Source organism: Corynebacterium yonathiae (assembly GCF_027570195.1).
GTDB classification, from domain to species: domain Bacteria; phylum Actinomycetota; class Actinomycetes; order Mycobacteriales; family Mycobacteriaceae; genus Corynebacterium; species Corynebacterium yonathiae.
Genome location: NZ_JAKMUZ010000017.1, coordinates 1 through 23,567, shown reverse-complemented (window position 1 = coordinate 23,567; position 23,567 = coordinate 1). Strand labels below are relative to the sequence as shown.

The 23,567-nt window shown below is 58.3% G+C and carries 22 protein-coding genes and 1 tRNA gene; 5 read left to right on the top strand and 18 right to left on the bottom strand.

The annotated features are described in order from the left end of the window. Positions 1 to 34: 34 nt before the first annotated feature. The 7 genes from L8V22_RS11685 to L8V22_RS09130 form a co-directional block, all read right to left on the bottom strand. Positions 35 to 772, bottom strand: coding sequence for a GntR family transcriptional regulator (locus L8V22_RS11685; RefSeq protein ID WP_238801161.1), 738 nt, complete (start codon positions 770 to 772; stop codon positions 35 to 37). A gap of 73 nt (positions 773 to 845) precedes the next feature. After that, complete coding sequence (locus L8V22_RS09155) at positions 846 to 1,562, bottom strand: SDR family oxidoreductase (protein WP_238801160.1); 717 nt, start codon at positions 1,560 to 1,562, stop codon at positions 846 to 848. 65 nt (positions 1,563 to 1,627) lie between these two features. Beyond that, positions 1,628 to 2,842, bottom strand: coding sequence for an alkylhydroperoxidase domain protein (locus tag L8V22_RS09150; protein WP_238801159.1), 1,215 nt, complete (start codon positions 2,840 to 2,842; stop codon positions 1,628 to 1,630). A gap of 29 nt (positions 2,843 to 2,871) precedes the next feature. Further along, entirely contained in the window at positions 2,872 to 4,494 is a 1,623-nt protein-coding gene (locus L8V22_RS09145; protein ID WP_238801158.1) for a dipeptide ABC transporter ATP-binding protein, read from the bottom strand. Further along, positions 4,494 to 5,306, bottom strand: coding sequence for an ABC transporter permease (locus L8V22_RS09140; RefSeq protein ID WP_238801157.1), 813 nt, complete (start codon positions 5,304 to 5,306; stop codon positions 4,494 to 4,496). The genes L8V22_RS09145 and L8V22_RS09140 overlap by 1 nt, the downstream gene beginning before the upstream one ends. Beyond that, positions 5,303 to 6,310, bottom strand: a complete 1,008-nt coding sequence (locus tag L8V22_RS09135) for an ABC transporter permease (protein WP_238801156.1) — start codon at positions 6,308 to 6,310, stop codon at positions 5,303 to 5,305. Before L8V22_RS09135 ends, L8V22_RS09140 begins: the two co-directional genes overlap by 4 nt. A gap of 3 nt (positions 6,311 to 6,313) precedes the next feature. Beyond that, complete coding sequence (locus L8V22_RS09130) at positions 6,314 to 7,969, bottom strand: TIGR04028 family ABC transporter substrate-binding protein (RefSeq protein WP_238801155.1); 1,656 nt, start codon at positions 7,967 to 7,969, stop codon at positions 6,314 to 6,316. 201 nt (positions 7,970 to 8,170) lie between these two features. On the opposite strand from L8V22_RS09130, the gene L8V22_RS09125 reads away from it, so the two are divergent. Further along, positions 8,171 to 10,039, top strand: coding sequence for an FAD/NAD(P)-binding protein (locus tag L8V22_RS09125; protein ID WP_238801154.1), 1,869 nt, complete (start codon positions 8,171 to 8,173; stop codon positions 10,037 to 10,039). A gap of 54 nt (positions 10,040 to 10,093) precedes the next feature. Here L8V22_RS09125 and L8V22_RS09120 read toward each other — a convergent pair whose 3' ends face one another. Beyond that, a complete protein-coding gene (locus tag L8V22_RS09120) occupies positions 10,094 to 11,251 on the bottom strand; it encodes a cystathionine gamma-synthase (RefSeq protein WP_238801153.1) in 1,158 nt (385 codons plus the stop codon). Between the two features lie 146 nt (positions 11,252 to 11,397). On the opposite strand from L8V22_RS09120, the gene L8V22_RS09115 reads away from it, so the two are divergent. Next, a complete protein-coding gene (locus L8V22_RS09115) occupies positions 11,398 to 12,405 on the top strand; it encodes a mechanosensitive ion channel family protein (RefSeq protein WP_238801152.1) in 1,008 nt (335 codons plus the stop codon). Then, positions 12,406 to 12,789: a globin gene (locus tag L8V22_RS09110; RefSeq protein ID WP_238801151.1), complete on the top strand. Its 384-nt coding sequence runs from the start codon at positions 12,406 to 12,408 to the stop codon at positions 12,787 to 12,789. A gap of 98 nt (positions 12,790 to 12,887) precedes the next feature. Here the strand turns inward: L8V22_RS09110 and ald are convergent, their stop codons facing one another. From ald to L8V22_RS09080, 6 genes are all read right to left on the bottom strand, one after another. Then, positions 12,888 to 13,979 (bottom strand): alanine dehydrogenase, encoded by a 1,092-nt coding sequence (ald, locus tag L8V22_RS09105; protein WP_238801150.1) that lies wholly within the window; start codon positions 13,977 to 13,979, stop codon positions 12,888 to 12,890. A 284-nt stretch (positions 13,980 to 14,263) separates the two neighbouring features. Then, complete coding sequence (locus L8V22_RS09100) at positions 14,264 to 14,902, bottom strand: DUF8185 domain-containing protein (protein ID WP_238801149.1); 639 nt, start codon at positions 14,900 to 14,902, stop codon at positions 14,264 to 14,266. 41 nt (positions 14,903 to 14,943) lie between these two features. Further along, positions 14,944 to 15,360 carry an acyl-CoA thioesterase gene (locus tag L8V22_RS09095; RefSeq protein WP_269966482.1) on the bottom strand — a complete coding sequence of 139 codons (417 nt, stop codon included), beginning with the start codon at positions 15,358 to 15,360 and terminating at the stop codon, positions 14,944 to 14,946. 25 nt (positions 15,361 to 15,385) lie between these two features. Continuing rightward, entirely contained in the window at positions 15,386 to 17,056 is a 1,671-nt protein-coding gene (gene ettA / locus L8V22_RS09090; RefSeq protein ID WP_238801147.1) for an energy-dependent translational throttle protein EttA, read from the bottom strand. A 122-nt stretch (positions 17,057 to 17,178) separates the two neighbouring features. Then, entirely contained in the window at positions 17,179 to 17,820 is a 642-nt protein-coding gene (locus tag L8V22_RS09085; protein ID WP_238801146.1) for a single-stranded DNA-binding protein, read from the bottom strand. A 182-nt stretch (positions 17,821 to 18,002) separates the two neighbouring features. Continuing rightward, complete coding sequence (locus tag L8V22_RS09080; protein ID WP_238801145.1) at positions 18,003 to 20,054, bottom strand: bifunctional copper resistance protein CopD/cytochrome c oxidase assembly protein; 2,052 nt, start codon at positions 20,052 to 20,054, stop codon at positions 18,003 to 18,005. A gap of 66 nt (positions 20,055 to 20,120) precedes the next feature. Between L8V22_RS09080 and L8V22_RS09075 the strand changes: the two genes are divergently transcribed. Then, positions 20,121 to 21,038, top strand: a complete 918-nt coding sequence (locus tag L8V22_RS09075; RefSeq protein ID WP_238801144.1) for a LysR family transcriptional regulator — start codon at positions 20,121 to 20,123, stop codon at positions 21,036 to 21,038. A gap of 39 nt (positions 21,039 to 21,077) precedes the next feature. Beyond that, positions 21,078 to 21,151 (top strand) — tRNA-Arg (locus tag L8V22_RS09070). A gap of 183 nt (positions 21,152 to 21,334) precedes the next feature. On the opposite strand, the gene L8V22_RS09065 is transcribed toward L8V22_RS09070, so the two are convergent. The 4 genes from L8V22_RS09065 to L8V22_RS09050 are packed head-to-tail and all read right to left on the bottom strand — an operon-like array spanning position 21,335 to position 23,311. Then, positions 21,335 to 21,694, bottom strand: coding sequence for a hypothetical protein (locus L8V22_RS09065; RefSeq protein ID WP_269966481.1), 360 nt, complete (start codon positions 21,692 to 21,694; stop codon positions 21,335 to 21,337). A 2-nt stretch (positions 21,695 to 21,696) separates the two neighbouring features. After that, positions 21,697 to 22,125 (bottom strand): hypothetical protein, encoded by a 429-nt coding sequence (locus L8V22_RS09060; RefSeq protein WP_269966480.1) that lies wholly within the window; start codon positions 22,123 to 22,125, stop codon positions 21,697 to 21,699. Between the two features lie 2 nt (positions 22,126 to 22,127). Next, on the bottom strand, positions 22,128 to 22,493 hold the full coding sequence (locus L8V22_RS09055; protein ID WP_269966479.1) for a hypothetical protein: 366 nt from the start codon (positions 22,491 to 22,493) through the stop codon (positions 22,128 to 22,130). Next, a complete protein-coding gene (locus tag L8V22_RS09050) occupies positions 22,493 to 23,311 on the bottom strand; it encodes a peptidoglycan recognition protein family protein (protein WP_269966478.1) in 819 nt (272 codons plus the stop codon). Before L8V22_RS09050 ends, L8V22_RS09055 begins: the two co-directional genes overlap by 1 nt. Positions 23,312 to 23,567: the final 256 nt, after the last annotated feature.

Here is a 23,567-nt window from a genome sequence, read left to right as displayed (position 1 = left end):
GCTTTCCCGCGCCTCCATCCTCGGTTCGTACGGGTTATGGCGCGGGATCCTCGCCCAAGACTACTTCTACATTGGCGATATCAGAGCGCAGTGACTCTTCGATATAAGCAAAGACCGCGCCGGTCTCATTCTTCAACAATCGCACGAACCGAAGAAGCGGGTGCGATCGGCTCACCTCCAAGAGTTTCTGTTCTTCGGTGCGCGCGGTAGCGGCACTCATACTCTCGCGTTTAAAAACCGGCTTGAGGTTATAGCCAGCCAGTATGTCCATAATCGGCTCGCGCAGGTCGTGCTGATTGAGATCAGGAGCCATATTTACCGGGATGGTATAGCGCGAGAGGACGACCGGCTTGCCGTCGACGGAATAGAGGCGCTTGATTTCCCATGCAAAGGTGGATTCATTCACGCCCAGTATCGCTGCTACATGCTTAGGCACGTGCGCTTTATTGATGGAAACCACCCGCACGGCGGTGTCATGCCCGCGCTCGCGCAATTGCGTGACGATGCTGTTCTTATTGGTCAGGCTCAGCGTAGGGGGGACCCTACGCACGTAGGTGCCGCCGTTGCGCCCACGGCGGCGATCAAGAAGGCCTTCTACTTCTAAAATGTCTAAGGCATGGCGCACGGTCATGCGCGCAACCTGAAATTCTCGGACCAACTCGCGTTCGGTGGGAAAACGCTGACCAGGTTCTAATTCATTGCGCTCGATCTTGTCGCGTAGGGCATCGGAAATAAGGAGATAGGCAGGCCGTTTTCGGCTTTGGGAAGTCACAGTCCTCGAGTGTAACGGGCAGGCCGAAAACCAACCCCATTAATGTATGATGTACCTTACTAAAACCTATTTACTACTTGCGCAGAGATAGTTCGATTCGCGGCCTAACCTGGATTTCCGTGAGTTGGGTGGTGGGCCCTGCCTCCACCACAGTACGGATGGCGCGAGCTACCTCAGCCGGGGCAATGACCTGTGAGGGGTCATAGTCCTGCAGCCCCTGCAGCATCGGAGTATCGGTAGGGCCTGGCGCCACGGTGGATACGCGAATCCCCGGCTCGGAGATACGCAGTCCGTCTGCGAGTGCATACAAAGCGTGCTTCGTGGCCGCGTAGACGACGTTATCGCCATAACTGTGGCGGCCGGCACCAGAGTTAATAAAGACCACTGTGCCCTCGGCTTTACGCAGCTGCGGCAGCAGTATGCGGGTCACCTCTGCAGGAGCGTGCACATTAAGATCCATGTGCGCCCGCCAGTTTTCCGGAGTGGCTTCTTCTACGGAGTATTTGGTGGCCTGCGCAGCGGCGTGCACAAGCACGTCTACACGATCCAGCTCCGGCAGCGCCATGTCCTCATCTAGGCCGGCTACTAGGTCGATGGTTACCGGTGTGATGGAGTCCGATTCGGGCAGATCCGCTGCGCTGCGGCCCAGTGCGTAAACGTGATAATCACCGGCCAAGTCCGCGATAATTTCGCGGCCCATGCCGCCGGTAGCGCCGGTGACAACGGCAACTTTCTGCAAGGCTTGGTCATCCGAGTGTGCTGGTGCGGAGTCATTTTTAATATCAGTCATGCCGCCCCATCATAGGGATCCTTCGCCCCTGCTGCCGCGCCACCCCAGTCAGCGCCGGTCGCCGGTTAGCGGAAACGCTTAGGGACGTCCGGTTGTCCCAATGTGAGCATCAAGCGATTGGCCCAGTTGAAGAAGGAGGAAGCGTAGATCAGATCCAGGATGGACTGATCATCGAATCCGGCTGCGCGCAGGTCCGCGCAAAGTTGCGCATCAAAAGCAAAGGGGGTTTCGGTCAGCGCCACGGCGGCGCGACGAATAAGGTCCCACTCCTGAGAACCAAGGTCTGCTTCGATGCCTTCGTCCAAGAGGCGGTCTACGATGTCGCGGTCACCGCCCTCTTGGACGCACCGCGCCTGGTGCACGGCGGCACAGTACTCGCAGCCGTTATAACGCGAGGCCACAGTTGCGGCGAGCTCCCGATCCGCGCGGGAGAGGCCGCCTTCGGTGTTATAGAAAATGTCCAGGTCAGTCAGCGTGCGCGCCTTCAATGCTGCAGGATCGCGGGCGAGTAAGCGGAAATACTCAGAATCAATGCGCTCTGGTTTGATGAGGGCTTCGGTATGCTCCGCAGTAAAGTCTTCCTTTGCCAGTGCCTCTACCCAAGGCTTCCAGCCTAGGGAGTGGTTGACAAAGTGGTCTGGGAGCACGGTATCGGGCTGCAGTGTATTCGCGGTAGCCTGCCATCCCGGGTTAGTCACGCCGGCGGCGCGCTCAGCCGTGGGACGAGACGCGGAATCCTCCCCAGCAAGCACGTGCAGGCCGTGGACCACACGCAGCTGAAAGGACAAAAAGGCCACCAGCTGAGACAAGCTGACAATTTCGGTGGCAGGCCACCCGGCAGCATCGAGGTGCCCGATGGCCTGCGGGGAGGCATCTTTGGGGTGGAAGGCCAAAAGATGTGCCCAGTCGAAGGCGGCGGCTAGGCGCTTGCCCAACGCGGCTTCCGCGTCGGTATCGCCAAAGATTAGGAATTCACCTTGGTGGTATGGACCGGTGGACACACCGCGCTGGGCGGCTGCGCGCACGGCGGTGACAAGGCCCTCATCGGCCTCGTCGCCCAAGAGGTCGAAGTAGAAATCCGCAGCCTCGCTCGCCTGGTAGATGGCGGCGGTAAAAGCCGCAACGGCATAGCGCTCCGCATAGGAGAACTCACCCGGCTCTGCGGGCTCAAGCAACGCACTAAAGCTCAGCTGCGCATTATCTTGTGCATCTTGGCGTGCACGGCGCAGCTGCTGCACCTCGGCACTGGCATGGGAAAGCTCGTTAATGATGTCGGTCATTTTTCAGTCCAACCTTTCTGGGGATCGGTTTATAGCCCCAAGTTTAGGTCTCCGGCACGATAGCGGGAGCCTGGAATGGCGTCAATGAGTTGGCGCGTGTACTCGGTTTCCGGGTGAGCAAAAACCTGCGCCGTAGGCCCTGATTCCACTTGCGTACCGTGCGAGAGCACGGAAACGGTATCGGAAATCTGGTTTACCACCGCGAGGTCGTGGGAGATGAAGATATAGGTAAGCTCCAGCTCGCGCTGCAGCTCATCTAGCAGGCGCAGGATCTGTGCCTGGACGGTGACGTCGAGCGCGGAAACGGCCTCATCAAGCACCAGGAGATCGGGTTCAATGATCATGGCACGGGCAATGGCCACGCGCTGGCGCTGGCCTCCAGAAAGCTCGCGGGGACGACGAGACGCCATGGAAGAATCCAAAGCAACCAAATCAAGATACTCCCGTGCCTTTGCGCGAGCATCCCGCTTAGAGGCCCCGGTAAAGTTGCGCACCGGTTCGGCTACGGTATCGCCGATGCTCACTCGCGGATCGAGCGAACCAAAAGGATTTTGGTAAACCATCTGAACAGAGCGGCGCAGCTCCCGGCGGCGCTTGCCACGGGCGGTGCTGATATCTTCCCCCGCCAAGCGAATGCTGCCGGAGGTAGGCGTGCTCAGCAAGGAGATGGCACGGCCGGTGGTTGTCTTGCCAGAGCCGGACTCCCCCACCAAGGCATGGGTAGTACCCCGGGCTACGGAAAAGTTGATGTCATCTACCGCGGTGAAATCCCCGAAGCGCTGGGTGAACCCCTCGACTTCGAGCAACGTCTCCTGTTGGGCGGGCGTACTATTCCGCACCGGAGATGCACTCTGGGAGGAAGTAGGGGCGGTGAGCGAGGGGGCGTCAGCAAGCAGGCGCTTGGAGTAGGCATGCTGGGGCTCGGTGAGGACACGGGCGGCTACGCCCGACTCGCGGACGGTGCCCTTTTCCATCACCACAATATTATTGGCGCGGTCACCCGCCACGGCCAGATCATGGGTAATAAAAAGGATGCCCATGGTGAGCTCTTCGCGCATTTCATCAAGGAGATCCAGGATGATTTTCTGCACGGTGACATCCAGTGCGGACGTAGGCTCATCGGCGATGATGAGCTCTGGCTCCAGTGCCACAGCGGCAGCGATGAGCACGCGTTGCTTCATGCCGCCGGAAAGCTCATGCGGGTACTGATGATAACGACGCTGTGGATCATCAATGCCCACGCGCTCCAATAACTCCAGAGCACGCTTCTTCCGGGACTCCTTATCACCCTGCCGGTGGATGGCCATGCCCTCTTCCACCGAGGCTCCGATGGTCTTGAGCGGGTTGAGCGAGTTATTGGGATCCTGCGGAATCAACCCAATGCGGCGGCCACGCAGGGTACGCCATTGTTTTTGGGAGAAATGGGTGACATCGTGGCCGTCGAAAGTAATGGTGCCGGAGACAATCGAAGCATTGTCTGGCAGCAGGCCAATGGCGGCCATGGCGGAGGTGGACTTGCCGGAGCCGGACTCGCCCACGATGGCGGTCATTTCCCCAGGGTTCACTTCGAGCTCAATGCCGCTGACCGCTTCCATCTCACCTTGGGCGGTGCGGTACGTAATGGATAAATCACTAATGCTAAGCAGGGACATTAGGCCGCCTTTCGCAGTGTCTGGCTGAGGTGGTTGGCCGCAAGAACCACGGCGACGATAACGATGCCGGGGGCGATGGTCAGCCAGCCGGCGGTGGCAATATAGTCGCGTGATTCAGAAATGAGCAGGCCCCATTCCGGTGTTGGGGGCGGGGCGCCGTAACCAAGGAAGCCAAGGGTAGCTAGCTGCAAAATGGCCAGGCCGAATTGCAAGGCGGCTACGGCGAAGACTGCGGTGAGTGAATTGGGAAGAATATGGCGCACGAGCACCTGGAAGGCCGAGCCGCCGGAACCGTAGGCGGCCTCGACGAAATCGGAGCCGGCAACACTAAGAACCTGAGAGCGCGCGAGGCGCGCAAAGGTTGCCACGGAGGTAATGCCCACGGCGATGGCAGCATTAAAGATGCCGTGTCCGAGCACGATGATGACGGACAGGGAGAGCAAGAGCCCGGGTATGGACAGCAGCACATCCACGATGCGCATGATGACAGCATCGACCCAGCCGCGGCGCACTCCGGCGATAATGCCCAAGATGGTGCCGACAATGAGGCCAAACACTACCGCTAGCAGCGCACCCAGCAGAGATTGGCGCGCACCATAGACCACGCGGGTATACAGGTCACGACCGACGGCATCGGTGCCGAACCAGTGTTGGAAACTAGGCTGCAGCAGCGCCATGGTGTCACCGCCCTGGTTAGGGTCTTGGGAGGTAAATAGTTGGGGGAACAGCGCGCAGAGCACCGCTAGGCCCAGCACAATAAGCGAGATAATGGTGCCCGGGGTGAGCTTCAGCTGTGTGGATTTAAGCTTCATGCTTGGACCTTCTTCTCGTTCTTTGCGGGAGTATCGGCGGTGTTGGTGGTGTTGCTGCGTGCGCTATCGTGGCTACCCTCGCGCAGGCGCACGTCAAGCACTGGGTAGAGCAGGTCCACAATGAGATTGATGAGGACAAAGACGGCCGCGGCCAGCACCACGATGGCTAGCAATACGGAGGTATCGCGGTTGGCCACCGCATCCACGGTCAACGCGCCAATGCCGTGGCGGGCAAAAACTGCTTCCGTTACTACGGAGCCGCCAACGAGCTCACCAAAGGTAAGGCCGGCCATGGTCAGAGCTGGCAGCAACGCATTGCGCAGGACATTGCGCCACAGCAACCAGGCACCGCTAGCACCCTTGGCGCGCACTACCTGCACGAAGGACATATCCATTACTTCATCGATGGAGCGCAGTAGCACCTGCGCCAGCGGTGCCGCCACGAAGATGGCCAGGGTAATCACCGGCAGGATTAGGTTTTGGGCGTCACTCGCGCCGATGACCGGCACCCAGCCCAAACCAAAGGAAAATATTTGGATCAGGATGATGCCAATCCAAAAGGTCGGCAGGGAGACCATCACGGAAGGCAGGCTGCGGAAGAAACTGCGCAGCCAAGAGAATGGACCGAAGGTGGAGACGATGGCCACGAGGAAGGCTAAGGCCACTCCGAGGAGGAAGGCGAGGATAGCCAGCGCCAATGTGGAGGGAAGAGCATCCGCCAGCATCTCCGATACCGCAGTGCCGGTGGCGACGGAAAAGCCGAAGTCACCGGTGAGGAATCCACCGAGCGCGCTGAAGTAGCGGCTCAAGATCGGTTCATCGGCGCCATAAACCTCGCGGATAGCGGCCAACTGCTCGGCGTTGAGCCCCAAGGTCGGGTTGTCATAGCGGGTCGCGACGGCGTCACCAGGCAGCGCCGCTAAAAGGATGAATGAGAGGGTGAAGGTTGCCCAGATAACCAGCACGGCTTGGCCGATGCGTAGGGCAATCGATTTCAGGCTCATGGGTTAGTCCTCCCCTTCCGCGGCATTGATGTCTACCGCATAAAACGATGGACGGCCGATGGCCTCAGTGCTAAAGCCCTCGATATAAGGCTGAAACCCATATACCTGCGGCTCTTCAAACATGGGCAGAATATAGGCCTGCTCGGATAGGTAGTCCTGCATGCGTCCGGTCACGGCCAGGCGATCTTTTTCGCTGCTGAGGTCGAAGTAGTCTTCCACCAGTTTCTGCAGCTTCTCATCGCCGAAGCTTTCGGTCTTTTCGTCATAGTTAAGGAAGGAATTGCGCCCCGTGCCATCCAGCCAGGTGGCCAAGGTATCTACATTAGCGCGGCCGGTCATGGTGTGGCGTACCTGCACGGTGTCTTGGTCCTTCATGGCCTTTTGCTGCGCGGATCGGTCACCCGGGTTGAGGTTGGCCTCGATGCCAACGTTTTTGAGCATCTCTTGGGCCTTGGTAAACATCTCTTTGGAGCGCGGCTGCGGGACGGCCTCATTGAAGGTCACGGATAGGCGCTTGCCATCCTTCTCGCGGATACCATCTTCTCCTTCACGCCAGCCGGCTGCATCGAGCAAGCGCTTAGATTCCTCTGGGTCGAAGGCATAGTTCGCGGATTGATCCTTATAGCCAATGGCCGTCTTGGCCAGGATGGACGTGCCCTTGGGATAGGAATCGGAAAAGAGGGTGTTCAGGATATTGTCGCGGTCGATGGCGTGGATGATGGCCTGGCGCACGCGTTTATCCGCCAAGAGTGGGTGGCGGAAGTGGAAGTGGAAGCTATTATTCACGCCACGGGTAGGCGCGGCGAAAATCTCCAGGTTTTGATCCTTGAGGTGCTTCTCATCGGGGGCTTCGATCTGGCGAGCGATATCGGACTGTCCGGCCACGAGCGAACCCACGCGTACGGAGTCCTCGGCTGCCAGAACGATATTGATGCCCTCAATATCGGCCGGCCCTTGGTGGTCCTTGCGAGCCGGTGGTGCCCAGTTATAGTCCTCCCGCTTCTTGAGCACCAGCTTGGTGCCCAGCTCCTCTTCCTCGATGACGAAGGGACCAGAGCCGGAGATCGCAGTAGCGTTGCCCGGCGCGAAGCCGGTGTCATCCAGATCCAGGGTGGCATTAGAAAGCAGCCCCTGGTTCATCACGGAGGTGGACTGTGAGAAGCCTGGGGAGGGCTCGCTGAAGTAGAACTTCACCGTGTAGTCATCGATGACCTCGGATTTTTCATAGTTAGGCAGCTGCTCCGAAGGGGTGAGCATGCGGTTTTCATCCCCTAGGGCATAAAGGTCATAGTTCTTCTTCACGTTCGCGGCATCTAGGCGGGAGCCATCAGAGTAGGTCACGCCCTTGCGGATCTTGAAGGTGAACTCGGTGTTGTCTTTATTTACCTTAGGCATCTCCTCCGCAATCCACGGGTGCAGCTCAAGAGTATTTGGATCCTGCCAGAGCAGGCGATCAGTGATGTTATTGAGCACACCACCGTTGGGGTAATAGCCGCCGGAGGGTGGATAAAGGTTATTGAACATATTGGGCTCGACATAGGTGACCATGCCATCTTCCGCGGCGTGGGAAGTAGAGGCGCACGAGGTTAGCGAGAGAGCAAGCGCGCCGCTGGCCAGGACCGCGGCCACCGGCCGCAGGAGCCGAGAAAGTTGCTTCATAAAAGCTCGATTTCCTTTAAGTCTTAAGTAGTACTCGCCCATTAGACCACACTCACACCTACAAATACAAGACCGGGCGGTCTACTTTATCACCTGCCGAAACAGGGGAAATGAAGCCATACCATAGACAAAACGGTCTATTTTATTCTTACTGCCGGGTGCGATGTTCCTGGAAGAAGCTGAATGTGGCACGATAGAGGTATGTCTACTCCAGCAATCGCGATCGTCGGCATGGGCCCGCGCGGCATTTCCATCTTGGAACGCCTGTCTGCCCGCATGGACGATTCCAGCGACCCTATTACCGTCCACCTCATTGATGATGCCCAGCATGGTGCCGGCCGTATTTGGGAAACGGATCAAACCAAAACCTTGTGCATGAATACCCGCGCCGGCGCCGTCACCCTTTTCACCGAGCCCGGCGCCACCGTAGACGCCCCTGTGCTCGAAGGCCCCATTCAGTACGAGTGGATTAAGCTTCTGCGCGGCGAGGGGGACGACATTTCCGCCGCCAAGCGCGAGCTTTTTGAACAGCATCCCCCAGCCGCACATATTGCGGAAGACTACCGCGAAGAGCTTGCCGCTACCCGCCCAGAATCGAATCCTTCCCGCGCCCTTTATGGCGAATACCTGCGCTGGGTCTATGACGTCGTCATCGCGCGCCTGCCCAAGAGCATTTCCACCGTGAGCCACTTCAGCCGGCTAGAGACCATCGCTGAGGACGACCACGTGGATGTCCTCCGCTTGGCGGATGGCTCCGAGATGCGCGCCGATGCCACAGTGCTGGCCTATGGCTGGATGGTTCCGGAATACAACGAGCAGGAAAAGCAGCTGGCGGCTTCCGGCCTGAACTGGATCGCTCCCGATAACCCGGTAGAGCAAGACTATGCCGCCATCCCTAGCGGCGAGGACGTGCTGGTGCGCGGGCTAGGCATGGGCTTTTATGACATCATGGCACTAACCACCATCGAACGCGGCGGCACCTTCGTCGAAGATTCTTCCGCGCGCTCCGGCCTGCGCTACGAGCCCTGCGGCAAAGAGCCCAACTTCATCATTTCCTCCGGCCGCGGCTACCCCTACCACCCCAAGTCCGAGTACGGTGAGCTGCCGCCTACCATGCCGCGCCGCCGCCTGAAGAATGTCATTGCGGAACTCAGCGGCACTCAAGACATCGACTTTGACGCCCAGGTCTGGCCTGCCATCGCGCGCGATAGCTACGAGGCTTATATCACCACCTTGGAGCGCGTACGTCCGGATTCCCTCCTGCGCCCGCGCACGGAGATTCTCGATGTTATCGATGCCACCGCCCCGGATGAGCTAGGCGCGGCTATTGCGCCCATGGTTACCGAGCCATGGGATATGAATGATCTCATGTACCAGATCGCTGGGTTTACCGGGGACATCACTGAACTCACCGAGCACATTGCCCAGTCCATGGAAAGCGATATCCGGGAGGCCGCCGCCGGCCATGACTCCCCCATCAAGGCCGCGCTGTGGTCACTATCGCAATCGCGCAAGCCGGCCTCCATCCTCGGCTCGGAGGGACGCTACACCCGCGAGTCCCGCACCGGCCGTTATGCCCAAGTTATGTCCTTCGGCCAGATGATCGGCTCCGGCCCGCCGCTCTTCCGCGTGCGCCAGCTGCTCGCGCTTGTCGACGCCGGCCTGGCCCACTTCCTCGGCGATCACCCCACCCTGGCCATCGAGGCAGATCATTTCACCCTAACCTCCGGCCCACGCTCGGCTTCTGCGCCCACGCTTGTCGACGCCTTTATGCACCGCCCCGATATCCGCTCCGCTGGCGACGCAATGACTCGTTGCTTGGTGGACTCAGGCCGCGTGCGACCTTTCCCCGACCACGGCCAGCCCACCGGTTCACCGGAGACCGATGGCCCTACCCGCCGCACCGTTCACTCGGACGGCGAGCTGGATGCGCGCTTGCACATTGTAGGCATCCCCACCTATTCCCAGTGGCCGGATACCACCATTTCCCCCATGCCAGGAACCGACCCACTCATGCTGCAGGAAACCGACAAGGCCGCCGGTTCCCTCCTGGCCATGGTGCGTTCCTAGCCACCACCGCGCTAATGGCCCGGGCCAGGCCGGTCCCGGTCCCGCCACCGCGGCCTATAGCGCGTCGAGGGCCTGCTCCAAATCCGCGAGCAGGTCATCGATGTCCTCAATGCCAATGGAAATGCGCACCAGATCCTCCGGCGGCACCAGCTCCGACCCTTCTGCGGATACGTGCGTCATATTCTTCGGGTGTTCGATGAGCGACTCCACCCCACCCAGCGATTCCGCTAAGCAGATAAGCCGCGTATTGAGACAGATCTGCTTGGCATGCTCCGCACTATGGAAGCGCACGGACATCATGCCGCCAAAGCCACGCATCTGCTGTGCCGCCAACTCGTGGCCTGGGTGCTCCTTGAGCCCTGGGTAGAGCACCTGTTTGACCTCGGGACGATCCTGCAAGAATTCCGCTACCTTCTGCGCATTGGCGCAGTGGCGATCCATACGCACGGATAGGGTCTTGATGCCGCGAGCGGTGAGGTAGGCGTCGAAAGGCGAGCTCACTGCACCCACATTGCCCTGGAAATAGAGAAGGCGCTCGTCCACGTGGGCGTCATTAGTCACCACCGCACCGCCCAACACATCGGAGTGCCCACCTAGGTATTTGGTGGTCGAGTGCAGCACATGATCCGCGCCCAGCTCCAACGGGTTCTGCAGGTAAGGCGTAGCAAAAGTATTGTCCACCAGCACCTGCGCGCTGCCCTTAATCTTGGCCACCGCAGCGATATCGGTAATATTCAGCGCCGGATTAGTAGGCGTTTCCAACCAAATGAGCTTGGTATTATCCTGCACCGCGGCCGCAACGGCTGCGGTGTCACTGGTATTTACGATGGACATCTCCACGCCCCACTCGGTGAAATCATTGAGCAGGCGGTAGGAACCGCCGTAGGCGTCATTGCCCAAAATGACGTGATCGCCAGGGCGCACCAAGATCCGAATCAGCGTATCGGCGGCAGCCATACCGGAAGAAAACACGCGGGCATACTCAGCGCCCTCTAGCGCCGCTAGAGTGCGTTCGAGCGAGCGCACGGTGGGGTTTGCCACGCGTCCGTATTCGAACCCGCCGCGCAGCTGCGCTAAGCCGTCTTGCGCAAATGTGGTTGAGGCATAGATCGGCACATTAATTGAGCCCATGTGGGGGTCGGGGTGGTAGCCGCCATGGATGGAACGGGACGTAAAGCCTTGAGCGAGGTTCTGCGTGCTGCGTTCAGTCATAGCACCACAGTCTAGACTAAGCTGTTCATTTCTAACGGAGAGATGAGCATTTATTTTCACACTCTCGGACGCCACAATTCATCACACTTTCAGGTTCGCCCCTTACAATGGGCGCGGTTCCTTTTGTACTCGACTTAGAAAGAACAATGACTACGCAATTCTTAGCCTCAGCCGCTTCCACCAAGGACTCGGCCGTCGAGTCCGTCTCCAACTTTTGGAACGATGAGACGGTGCAAAGCTGGCTTATCGAGCGCCCCATTCGCATCGCCGTCATCCTTATCCTGGCCGTAGTTGCCCACTGGCTCCTCCACCGCATTATCAACAAGGTGGCTGATAACAGCATCAAATCTTCTGGGCTGGATAAGCAGCGCTTCCGCGGAAAATTCAAGAGTCGGGCCAACCGCCCCGAGCCCACCCAGCAAGAAGAGGCCATGCGCCATACCCGCGAAACCCGGCGCGCTTCCCGAATTAAGACGCTAGCTGGAGTGGCCCGCTCCGCCGCCGCCATTTTCGTGTGGGTATGGGCCGTTATTGCCATCTTGGATGAATTAGACGTTAACGTGGCACCGCTTATCGCCTCTGCCGGTGTTATCGGTGTTGCCCTTGGTTTTGGCGCCCAGGCGCTGGTGAAAGACTTCCTATCCGGAATTTTCATGCTCATTGAGGATCAATACGGCATCGGCGACGTGGTTGACCTAGGCAATGGCGTCTTCGGCGATGTCGAGTCCATCTCCCTGCGCATCACCACGGTTCGCGATATCGACGGCGCCCTGTGGTACGTGCGCAATGGCGAAATCCTCCAAGTAGCCAACCACTCCGATGAGTACTCCGTTGCCCGCATCCAGATTCCTGTGGGCCTTTCCAATGACCCAGAGGTTGCCGGCGAAGTCATCGAGGACGCTGTGAAAGAAGCGGCACAGGACGATAAGGTGCGCAAGCTCATCCTCAGCACGCCCCGGGTGGATGGCATGTCCGGCTTCGAGCCGGATTATGTTTCCTTCCGCGTTTCCACCAAGACCCTGCCGGGCAAGCAGTGGGACGTTCAGCGTTTCCTCCAATCCCGCGTGCTCAATGTCATGCATGCTAAAGGTATTACTACCCCCTACCCGCACGGTATCGGCATTGCCGATCCCCGCAAGGAAGAAGAAGAGTAAATGGATTCAGTCTATGAGGCCATCGGCGGCATGGAAACCTTTGAGCGCCTCGTCCACGGCTTTTATTCCCAAGTCAAAGGGGACGATGTCATCGGCCCGATGTATCCCGATAATGACTGGGAAGGTGCCGAACAGCGACTTACTTGGTTCCTGGCGCAATACTGGGGCGGCCCCCAGCTATTTTCCGAGAACCGCGGGCACCCGCGGCTGCGCATGCGCCACGCCCCCTACCCCATCGACATCACCGCCCACGATCGGTGGCTGGAACTCATGGGTAACTCCCTCGCAGCGATCGACGCGGAAACCATCCCACCGGCCTACCGCGAGATGATCTGGGATCATATGCAGCGCGTGGCCGCCATGATGATCAACAAAGCACCATAACCGCACTGTCTTCCCCGCGCACGAGACAAGCCCGGCTCCCGCTATTTAGCGAGGAACCGGGCTTGTGGTTTATCTAGCGCGCACTACGAACGCAATGCTTAGTCTTCCCAGTCAAAAGCCTTACGCACAGGCTCGGAGACCAAACGGCCACCGCGAGTCATTACGCCACCCTCCAGGCCTGGGTAGCGCTTGATGGCGACGTCTAGGCTGTCGTTAGCCACAGCACGGATGTACGGCAGGGTCGCAGAAGACAGCGCACGGGTCGAAGTATTGGCCACTGCACCCGGCATATTTGCCACGCAGTAGAACAAGGTGTCATGCACCTTGAAGGTCGGCTCATCGTGGGAGGTCTTCTTGGAGTTCTCGAAGCAACCACCCTGGTCGATAGCCACATCGACGAGAACTGCACCCTTCTTCATCTTCTTTACGGTTTCCTCACGCACCAGCTTCGGTGCGGCAGCGCCTGGAATAAGTACGGCGCCGATAACGAGGTCGGCTTCCTGCAGTTCCTTGTCAATGGTGGCTGGATCAGAGATCAGGGTGCGCACACCGCCAGCGTATTGATCATCGAAGCGCTGCAGCACGTGCGGGTCAAGGTCGAGCACTGTCACCTCGGCGCGCAGACCGTGGGCCATAGCAACGGCGGACGCGCCAACCTGGCCACCGCCAATGACCACGACGCGTGCCGGCTGGGTGCCCGGAACACCGGAGACCAAGAGTCCGCGGCCACCCTGGGTGGACAGCAGGTGGTGGGTGCCCTCGATAGCAGCAAGACGGCCTGCTACCTGGGACATCGGGGTAAGAAGTGGCAACGTGCCGTGCCGGTCGGTGACCGTCTCATAAGCAATAGCGGTGGTATTGGCCTCAACAAGCGCCTCAGTCAGCGGTCGGTCCGCCGCAAGGTGCAGGTAAGTAAAGACGGTAAGGTCCGGACGCAGGTACTGGTACTCAGACTCGAGCGGCTCCTTGACCTTCAGCAGCAGTTCCGCCTGCGCCCAGGTATCTTCCGCAGTGCCAACGATGCTGGCACCGGCAGCCTCATACTCGGAGTCTGGGAAGGACGCACCTTCACCCGCACCGGTCTCGATGAGGACCTCGTGGCCGTCGTGAACGAGAGTCTGAGCGCCGCTCGGGGTAAGAGCCACGCGGTTCTCGTTATTCATGATTTCTTTAGGCACAGCAATACGCATTACACAATCTCCTTGCGGGTGGAGTAAATTACATCGACCACGTAAGGGTAACGCAGGACACGTTTGCGTGCGGCGCTATGTTCATAAAATCACAAAGCGGGGGTATCAACGCAGCGAGCCATAAGGTAAATGTGCTGCTCAAAGGAGTATTTCCCCATTTGGTCAGAAGCCCCCTCCCCCTAATGTGGACCACTTTCGGGCAATCTCGCCAAACAAGACGCGCGCACCGGTCCTATTAAACAGAACCGACGCGTGGCTGCCCGATATCTCGCAGGCCAGCGAAGCTAGAACAGCGACAGACGAGTAGAACGGTAGATGCTGCCAAAGGGGGCGTCGAGACGCACCCAACGGCTTAGTTGAGCCACCCGCAGGTGCCGCGGCACGTCCATTGGGGCGGAAAATCCGGGGATAAGGCCCAAGTTGGTGCAAGCAAAAATCATGCGCATGGGAATTTCCACCGTGGCACCATCGCCCTCTACGGTAACGACGGTTTGATTCAAAAGACTGGACGGCGGGCCCATGGGGCCAGAAAACTGCCGGGTCAGCTGCTGTCCTTTATCGGATAGCTCGCGCACCACTGTAACCGGCAAGGTATCAACCACACTGTAGCCGGTGGCCGGCGGAAGTGCCCCAGGCCACGACGGATCGCGGGCAGGTCCCAAATCTAACTTTCCGCTCGATTCGTGCTCGTCGAGCTGCTCAGCCAGCGTAGCCGCAGAAACCACTGCCCCATCGCGGGACGCGACGCCCTGCACACGGCGGGAGGCAACCACCTCGAAGGGTGTGGTGACAAAGACATCGACGACGTCGTCAGTCAGCTGGCGCAGGCGGACCGAGGCACCCGCATCCAAGCCAACTGCGCGCGTGACAAGGGCCCGAAGGCCGGGTCCACCGCTTCCAATTTCTAGAGTCTCGGTGACCATGCCTTCGGGCCCTGCCTTTCTTTACTTGCTCTGCGCCGCAGTTAGTTGGCTGCGGTATTTTGCAGAATATCCTTTTCCTGATCCGTCAATGGACGCGGGGTCTGTTGCTCACGGTCAATAACTACCTGCACGCAGTCCACAGTTGCCGCGACCTCACCTTGGGCGTTCTTAACCTGCTGAGTGGTGGTAAACGAGGTGGTGCCAATCTGCGAGATGGAAGTTTCCACCTCCACCGTAGTGGTGTCTTTGAATTCCATCGGGCGCAAGAAGTCCACATCGAGGTGGCGCACGAAAGCAATGAAGTCAAGGCCCTTGGAATAGATATGTTCCTTCGCAAAGGCCAAGCGCGCTTCCTGAGCGAGCTCGATGTAGTTTGCGTTCATCATGTGGCCGTACATATCAAAGTCCGACCAGCGGGTTTGAATACGGTATGTGTGCACGCTTGGGGTTGCCATCATTCTCCTCAGTTAGAGCGTCAGCTACTTAGCGGGTTAGCTTGCGGTGGGTCACGCGAGAAGGACGGGCCGCCTCTTCGCCAAGGCGGTCGACCTTATTCTTCTCGTAATCGCCGAAGTTACCCTCAAACCAGAACCACTGACCTTCTTCCACATTGCCCTCCCAGGCCAGGATGTGGGTACAGGTGCGGTCCAGGAACCAGCGATCGTGGGAAATGACCACGGCACAGCCCGGGAACTTCTCCAACGCGTTTTCCAGCGAACCGAGGGTTTCCACATCCAAGTCGTTGGTCGGCTCGTCAAGGAGGATCAGGTTGCCGCCTTCCTTCAGGGTCAGAGCCAGATTCAAGCGGTTGCGCTCACCACCGGAGAGCACCTTGGACGGCTTTTGCTGATCCGGGCCCTTGAAGCCGAAAGCGGACAGATAGGCACGCGAAGGCATCTCGTTCTGGCCCACGTGGATGTAGTCTAGGCCGCCGGAGACGACCTCCCAGACGGTTGCTTCAGGGTCAATATTCTCACGGTTCTGGTCCACGTAGGACAGCTTGACGGTATCGCCCACCTCGACGGAACCGGCGTCCGGCTGCTCCAGGCCAACGATGGTCTTAAACAGGGTGGTCTTACCTACGCCGTTCGGGCCGATAACGCCCACGATGCCGTTGCGCGGCAGGGTGAAGGAGAGATCCTTAATCAGAACGCGGTCATCAAAGCCCTTCTGCAGATCCTTGACCTCCACAACCTTATTGCCCAAGCGCGGCGGGGTAGGAATCTGGATCTCTTCGAAGTCGAGCTTCTTGTACTTCTCGGCCTCTGCAGCCATTTCCTCGTAGCGTTCCAGACGAGCCTTGTTTTTGGCTTGGCGAGCCTTTGCACCGGAGCGTACCCACTCCAGCTCGTCCTTCAGACGCTTGCGCAGCTTCGCGTCCTTCTTGCCAGCAACTTCCAGGCGCTCCTGCTTCTTATCCAGGTAGGTGGAGTAGTTGCCCTCGTACGGGTAAAGCTTGCCGCGGTCCACCTCACAGATCCAGCCCGCGACGTGGTCGAGGAAGTAGCGGTCGTGGGTCACAGCCAAAACCGCGCCTGGGTAATCGGCCAAGTGCTTCTCCAGCCACTGCACAGACTCAGCGTCCAGGTGGTTTGTAGGCTCATCGAGCAGCAGCAGGTCCGGCTCGGTGAGCAGGAGCTTAGCCAGCGCTACGCGACGGCGCTCACCACCAGAAAGGTTGGTCACCGGGGCATCGGAAGGCGGGCAGCGCAAAGCTTCCATTGCCTGCTCGATCTTGGAATCAACCTCCCATGCATCAGCAGCATCCAGCTCTTCTTGCAGCTTGCCCATTTCTTCCATGAGCTCATCGCTGTAGTTGGTGGCCATTTCCTCGGCGATCTGCTCGAAGCGCTGCTTCTTTTCGAAGATTTCGCCCAAGCCTTCTTCGACGTTGCCGCGCACGGTCTTTTCGTCATTGAGCGGCGGCTCCTGCTGCAGGATGCCCACGGTGGCACCCGGATCAAGGAAAGCCTCACCGTTGGAAGGCTGATCCAGGCCGGCCATAATCTTCAGAATGGAGGACTTACCGGCACCGTTAGGGCCGACCACACCAATCTTGGCCCCTGGGTAGAACGCCATTGTTACATCGTCAAGGATGACTTTATCGCCAATTGCCTTGCGCACGTTTTTCATCGTGTAGATGAATTCGCCCACTTTTACCCCTTTGCAGAAATTTGGGAGACGTATTTATCTACACAAACACTACATCAGAACCACCGCCCAAGTGCCTCGGGTCAGGTACACCCGAGGCAAATCAGGCCAAGGGCTGGAAGAGCTTAAGCGTTCACGGTGGCGGAATCCGCCTCGGCAGCCTCCTCTTCCATTTCGGTGTCAAAAGTGTCTTCTTCCCCACCGCGTGCAGCTGCGGCTCGCTCGGCTAGATAGCGGTCGGCCACGGTATCGGCAGCGGTATCTCCCTGGCTCGCCTGCTGTTGCGGCAGACTGTGGTCCACGTCCGGTTCGATGGCATTGTCCCCCAACTCTGGAACCGCAATATTTTCCTGATTATACTGCGGGGCCAAACGCTTTGTGCCAATAACGTGGCGGTTCAAGTCCAGACCTACATACTGTGCCTTAATAAACGTGCGGAAGTGATCAGTGCCATGGTCATCGCGCCATTGTTCTGTAACCAGGGAGCCCACGATGACCAACGGCATGCCTTTGGCTAAAGATTTACGCACGTTAATGGCAAATTGATTCCACATCTCGACGTCAATATACAGGTGGTCCACGTCGCGCCACTGCGGCGACTGGGTGTTTTGCCCTTCCGAACCAGTAACACCAGTATCGGCCTGGCGCTCTGGAATTCGGCGCGAGGAAGCAACGCGCAGCTTAGTCTTATAGGCCCCAGTGGAGGTTTTAGTCAGGATTGGATCGCGGGTGAGACGACCGGTCAAGGTGATTGGGTATTGGGACATGGTGCTAGAAAATCCTTTGCTGGATAGTTGGATAGGCGAGTTCGGTTTTCCTCGCTCGCTTCCACATCCTGATGCCGGCACGCCAGTCGCACCATGCCACCCTGCCCTACCCTGTGGATAACTTGTTGTATCCGTCAACAAGAACCGGGTTACGGAACAGTTTTTAGCCGGTTATCCACAGGCTAGCGCCCGCGGAAGCTCGATTCATCGCCGTGCCCCATATCCTGCAGCATGGCGTTATAGCGCTCCAGCTCGGCATCATCGTCCGCAGCCGCCTGCATATCGTGACGGCGGGCGGTAGCGCGGTCATCACTGAGCCAATCCAAGAAAAGCTTGCCAAAAACGATGACCAGTGGGAACTGGCCAAAGCCCCACGCAATGCCGCCACCCACTCGTTGATCTTGGAGGAGATCCTGGTCCCAGGGCAGCTCCAAATACTGGTAGAAGTCTGCACCCAATACGCTTTGCAGCTGCATTAGGTACACCCCAGCAAACAGGTGGAACGGCATGGAAAGGAAAAGCACAGCCAATCGGAATGGGGTGGAGTGCCGCTTGGGAAGGGGATCCGGTCCGATGATTTCCCAGAAGTAGAAGCAGCCAGAAACGATAAACGCGAAGTTCATGATGAGGTGACCAGCATGTTCCGAGATAGCGAATTGATACAGGCTCGGGAACAAGTACAGCACGTAGAGGAAAAATAGGTACTGCACAAGATTGACAAACGGATTGGTAATGAATCCGACAATCTTGGACTGGGTGGCTGCCAGCGCATAATCATGCAGACTGGGCTTTCCCTTCGGTCCTGGTTCAAAGGCCTCCATGAGCAAGGTCAGTGGCGCGCCCAAGACGAGCAGCAGTGGTACCGCCATTGACAAAATCATGTGCACCAGCATGTGCATGGAATACATCGCGGGCATATATAGGCCCAGTCCGGTGGACATCACGAGGGTCAGGCCCAACGCGCCGCACATGAACCATGCAGTGCGCCCCTTGCTCCAAGTTAGGCCGCGCTTGTGCACGCGGTAGACACAGTAGCCATAGGCCGCCGCCAGGAGCAGGCCGATGGTGCCAAACATAATGTCAAAGCGGAACATGGTCCACACATTGAATACCGTGGGCTTTTCAAAAAGCTCATAGCCCATCAATATTTGCATCGAATTGAGATTGGGGTCGCGCGGCGCGGGCGGCACGGTGCGGCCGAGCGTAATGGCTACGCCAATGGTGCCGGCCATGACCGCTACCTCCACGATGGCGATGCGGATGAATAGGCGCGGATTCTTCCCCAGCTGCGGGATAGTGAGCTCGCGGTGCGCAAGGCCGAAGACACCAAGCAAAATTGTCAGCACAAACTTTGTAATCAGGATGATGCCGTACGCGGAATCCACCAGATCTGAGATATTCATGCGGATGAGGGTGTTAATCAGACCGGATACCGCCAACACCACAATGGCCATAAAGGCGATACCGGAGTAGCGCTTCACCGCAAAAGCGAGGTTGGGTCCAAGGCGACGTCCGTGTGCGATAAGCGCCATAAGCCCGCCCACCCAGAGCATGACAAAGACTAGGTGCCACAGGAGCGAATTGGTGCCGTAATCGTGGTCGCCGCCAGCCGCGGAGTGGCCTTCCATACCAATGGGAACGACCTGCATGATGGACAGGAAAAGCAGTACCGGCTGCATGGCCCAGCCGCGGCCGAGCAGACCGAGAATGCCCACTACAAGGGCAATGAGTACGGAGATTGCCCACACAATAGTGGTGGAAATCTCCGTCAGCGCCATCTTCATAATGGAAGGTTCGAATACCTGGAAAAAGGGCGCGCCAGTCAGATCAGACATAATGAGCGGGACTTCCACGAGCCCTATGGCCGCCATGCCAAAGGAAGCCCAGGTACCGGTGCGCGCGGCGATGTGGCCGTCTACAGATAAGGGGGCTCCGATAAGCGCGGCATTGTCCCCGCGCGGAGCAATGAGGAATGACGAGGCTAAAAAGGAACCCACGGATAAAGCCATGAGAATCCACGCCATACCGCGGAAGAGTGGCAGGCCAAAGGTGGTTATGCGGCCCGGATCCGGAATGCCCAGGGCGGCTAGGGAATCAGCTAAAAGGAACAGGGAAATAAAGCCGGCGATAAGACCGGCAATAAGCATCGCTGCGATATAAATTCCCCACGAAGAGCGGGGCTTCTTACCCGCTGCGTTCACACTGTTAACCTGCTTATTTGCCATAGTGCGCATTGTATAGCGCGACCTAGTTTCCTACATAACACACATTTTGTCTTTACATGTGTCATTATGGGGTTTATGGACACCCGTCAACTTCTTTATTTTCGGGCCGTTGTAGACAATGGCTCCTTCACGCATGCTGCCGAAGCCCTCGACATGACCCAGCCGTCTCTGAGCCTTTCCATCCGGAAGCTAGAAAAAGAGCTGAACGCTCAGCTACTCTCGCGCGGGCGTTCCGGCGTCTCCACCACGGAGGCTGGCGATTATGTCTATGAAACGGCCGTGAAGGTTGATGCGCTACTGAACGAAACCCAGCGCCATATCAGCGAAATCACCGGCGACAAGGCCAGCACCGTATCCCTTGCCTCCGGTGCCATTTTGAACTGGGAATTTACCCCGTCCGCCCTAGCCGAACTCAAGCAGATTTACCCCACCGCCAATATCGCGCTGGATGACGCCGAACCGACCACCGCCATCAAGCATCTTCTTGACGGCCAAGTGGATTTAGCGCTTTTGCCGACGTCCGACCCGAAGGCCTTTATCCGCCGCTACTCTCCCGAGCTCACCGTCCATCAGGTAGCCACGTTTGATTACTCTGTCGCGCTGCCCCAGCGTCTCGCCGAGCTAGAGTCCCCCGTCTCCCTCGCTGACCTACGCGGGGAAACGTGGCTTATTCCACCGCGCAGCCGCGAACTTCCTGAGTTAGCCGAGTTCTATGCCGAACTGTGGGATAGCCGGCCTAGCCTCAAGCCCGAAAAGACTCAGGATGTGGCCAGCCTCAATAGCGCAATTCCTATGGTCTCCAGTGGGCTGGGCGTAAGCATTGTGCCCAATTGCGCACCCGCTGTGCAGCCGCAAGGCATTTTTAGCCGTCCGATTGCCGATGACCTGCCGCACTATTACGCCATCGTGGCCTACCGCGCGGATCGCGAGCTGACCGCTGCCGCCCAAGACCTGGTGGACATCCTGCGCTCCCCGCAACGCACCCTGGCTTAGGTTTCCCCGCCTTAGTGGGCTACTATGAGTGCGTTGCAAGCCCCCATAGCTCAGTGGATTAGAGCAGTGGGTTTCTACCCCATGTGTCGCGGGTTCGAATCCTGCTGGGGGCACTTTTAACTTACCCCCTTTCACCAGTGTTTTTGCTGGTGGGAGGGGGTTTCTTCTTTCCGGCCTATCCGGTCGTTTCCGGTCGTTTCCGGTGGTTTCCTGTCGCAAATGCAGTGGAATTGCATGGCCATTTAAGCCCCTAAAACGACGAAAAGACCCCCACCCACAAAAGGGTGAGGGTCAGTCTAAAAATCATTCTCTAGCTCGCTAGGAATCGGCAAATCAGCCACACTCTCCGGGTGGCGGACTCTCCACTGGCGAATGTGGTTCACGGCGATAAAATAGCGACTTTTCCACACCTCCAGTTTGTCGCGTAGCTCGGCAATCTCCACCCGCATTTCGTCGATGGACTTGTCTCGGGCTTCCAGCTGCTCATTCGTCCACTCACGAATAGACTTTGTAAACGATTCCCATTCGGGGCCTCGGGTTTCCAGCTCGGCTTTCTTCTGTTGGTTCCTCTCGGTCAGCACGCTACCAATCACGGTGCCAGCAACGCCGATGATGGCGACGATGATGGTGGCTAGTGGCCCATCCACGGGCATCATCGTCACCTCCCGTCTACTATTTTCAACTCACTAGTCTGCCCGCGTGCGTAGGCGTAGAGGGTCATGGCGGCAATACCGATATAGCCGAGGGAGGACACCCAAGCGCGGGTGAGGTCACCAAAGATGGTGGCGAATATGAAACTCAAAGCCCACATGGAATGCAGCCCCACAACAGCCCCCACAGCGGCAGGCACCAACCTGGGCCACTTGACTCCACACAGGCACAGCGCACCCATGAGAAGCCACACAACAGCCCACGACGGCGGGTTAAGCACACTCTCCATAAAATGCGTCGGCTTCCGCTCAGGGTTCACAAGCAGGGGCGTGTAGGACATACCGCGAGCAATGGAGATACTGCCCAGAATCATCAGCCCGGCAGCGTCGGATACGAGCCAGCGGGAGGCGCGGCGCTTAAATCTTCCCCAATCCATACTCACTCCCCCGCTGTGGTGGGGCCAGTGTAGACCGGGAGACTGTTGGGGGTTTCTGCTGCTTCGCGGCGTTCTGCTTGGCCTGCCAGTCGTGGTGCCATGCTTGGGGTGACACCATCCACGGTGAGGCGGTTAGTCAGGGTGGTGACGAAGAAACCAATGCCGCCGATGAGGATGATTGTCCATTCTGGCGCGTCGGCAAGATACACCGGCAGTACACCAGCAACCCACGCCACGGCCTGGAGCACTAGCATGATGGTGCCCTTGTAGCGTAGCCACCACGGCTGCTCCTGCAACTCCACCGCCACAGCTTCTGCAACCTGCTCAGACACCGTCGTGAATACCGGATTCTTATAGTGCTTACCCATTACTTCTTCCTCCGCTTCAATTCGTCTAGGTCTGCCTGAATCTGCACGAGCTGCTGGCGAATACTTGCCACGGCATCGACAAGGGTGAGATTGCGGCCTTGGCTGTCCTGCCCTAGTTGGGGCCATCCGTTACCCGACGGACCCCGAAGTTGTCGCCAGACTTCCTGTAGGGCATCAATCTGGGGAGACAAATACCCAGTGATGAATGCCCTGGTGTGGGCGTTGACTTGGTCAACAGCGTTCATGGTTATCCCCTTGCTTTCTTTCTTCACCGGCTTAGCAGCGGCGGGTTTGCCGCTGGTCATCTGGTCGTACCAGTACTGGGCGCGGCGAATGTATTGGTCGTGGTACTTATGGCCGGGCCGCAGGTGATACGGACAGGCGGTGGAACCACCGGACTCAATACTGTGGAACCGGACGTTCTTGCCTGATACGGGCCTGCCTAGTTTGTAGTAGCGGCACAGGGCGGCTACGAGGTGCGCACCCGCTTCCCGTGTGGCCTCCGAGATAGGCCAGTCTTGGTCGGGGCCTGCACTGTTAGAATGCTCGATACTGATGGAGCGCTGATTTGAGTACAGGTTTGCGTTGGACCAAGCGGTATCTACGTCATTGACGGCTTGGCCTATCATCCCGGTTGGGGAGATGGCGTAGTGGGCGCTGGCGGGCCGGTCTTGCCACACACGCACGCAGTCGTCTACGTCGCCAATCATGGCCATGTGGTGCAGGGTGACGAACTCAATGCTTGCACCGCCCCTGCCTGGTGTGTAGTGCCTTCTCAGCAGGTTGTATTTATCGGGCTCGACGTTTAACCAATCCATGGTTAGCCTCCTTGGGGTATGAGAAAAGCCCCGTGACCAGCGCGGTCAACGGGGCTTGGTGTTGTTGTGGGGTTAGAGGTTCATTTATTTATTCTCCAGTGCTTCGATTCGTTCTTTGAGGACGTCGATTTCTGTGAGCAGGTTCCGCCCGGCGATGATGACGGTTTGTCCGCCCTTGCCGATGACGATGGTGTTGTCTTCACTGGCGACTACTCCATATCCAATGGCTGTAGATTTAGCGCCCTCCGCACGTGAT

Excerpts from the sequence above, each read along its gene's own strand:
- L8V22_RS09155 (WP_238801160.1), bottom strand. The coding sequence starts at position 1,562 with ATGACTGATATTAAAAATGACTCCGCACCAGCACACTCGGATGACCAA.
- L8V22_RS09150 (WP_238801159.1), bottom strand. The coding sequence starts at position 2,842 with ATGACCGACATCATTAACGAGCTTTCCCATGCCAGTGCCGAGGTGCAG.
- L8V22_RS09145 (WP_238801158.1), bottom strand. The coding sequence starts at position 4,494 with ATGTCCCTGCTTAGCATTAGTGATTTATCCATTACGTACCGCACCGCC.
- L8V22_RS09140 (WP_238801157.1), bottom strand. The coding sequence starts at position 5,306 with ATGAAGCTTAAATCCACACAGCTGAAGCTCACCCCGGGCACCATTATC.
- L8V22_RS09135 (WP_238801156.1), bottom strand. The coding sequence starts at position 6,310 with ATGAGCCTGAAATCGATTGCCCTACGCATCGGCCAAGCCGTGCTGGTT.
- L8V22_RS09130 (WP_238801155.1), bottom strand. The coding sequence starts at position 7,969 with ATGAAGCAACTTTCTCGGCTCCTGCGGCCGGTGGCCGCGGTCCTGGCC.
- L8V22_RS09125 (WP_238801154.1), top strand. The coding sequence starts at position 8,171 with ATGTCTACTCCAGCAATCGCGATCGTCGGCATGGGCCCGCGCGGCATT.
- L8V22_RS09120 (WP_238801153.1), bottom strand. The coding sequence starts at position 11,251 with ATGACTGAACGCAGCACGCAGAACCTCGCTCAAGGCTTTACGTCCCGT.
- L8V22_RS09115 (WP_238801152.1), top strand. The coding sequence starts at position 11,398 with ATGACTACGCAATTCTTAGCCTCAGCCGCTTCCACCAAGGACTCGGCC.
- L8V22_RS09110 (WP_238801151.1), top strand. The coding sequence starts at position 12,406 with ATGGATTCAGTCTATGAGGCCATCGGCGGCATGGAAACCTTTGAGCGC.
- ald (WP_238801150.1), bottom strand. The coding sequence starts at position 13,979 with ATGCGTATTGCTGTGCCTAAAGAAATCATGAATAACGAGAACCGCGTG.
- L8V22_RS09100 (WP_238801149.1), bottom strand. The coding sequence starts at position 14,902 with ATGGTCACCGAGACTCTAGAAATTGGAAGCGGTGGACCCGGCCTTCGG.
- L8V22_RS09095 (WP_269966482.1), bottom strand. The coding sequence starts at position 15,360 with ATGATGGCAACCCCAAGCGTGCACACATACCGTATTCAAACCCGCTGG.
- L8V22_RS09085 (WP_238801146.1), bottom strand. The coding sequence starts at position 17,820 with ATGTCCCAATACCCAATCACCTTGACCGGTCGTCTCACCCGCGATCCA.
- L8V22_RS09080 (WP_238801145.1), bottom strand. The coding sequence starts at position 20,054 with ATGCGCACTATGGCAAATAAGCAGGTTAACAGTGTGAACGCAGCGGGT.
- L8V22_RS09075 (WP_238801144.1), top strand. The coding sequence starts at position 20,121 with ATGGACACCCGTCAACTTCTTTATTTTCGGGCCGTTGTAGACAATGGC.
- L8V22_RS09065 (WP_269966481.1), bottom strand. The coding sequence starts at position 21,694 with ATGATGCCCGTGGATGGGCCACTAGCCACCATCATCGTCGCCATCATC.
- L8V22_RS09060 (WP_269966480.1), bottom strand. The coding sequence starts at position 22,125 with ATGGATTGGGGAAGATTTAAGCGCCGCGCCTCCCGCTGGCTCGTATCC.
- L8V22_RS09055 (WP_269966479.1), bottom strand. The coding sequence starts at position 22,493 with ATGGGTAAGCACTATAAGAATCCGGTATTCACGACGGTGTCTGAGCAG.
- L8V22_RS09050 (WP_269966478.1), bottom strand. The coding sequence starts at position 23,311 with ATGGATTGGTTAAACGTCGAGCCCGATAAATACAACCTGCTGAGAAGG.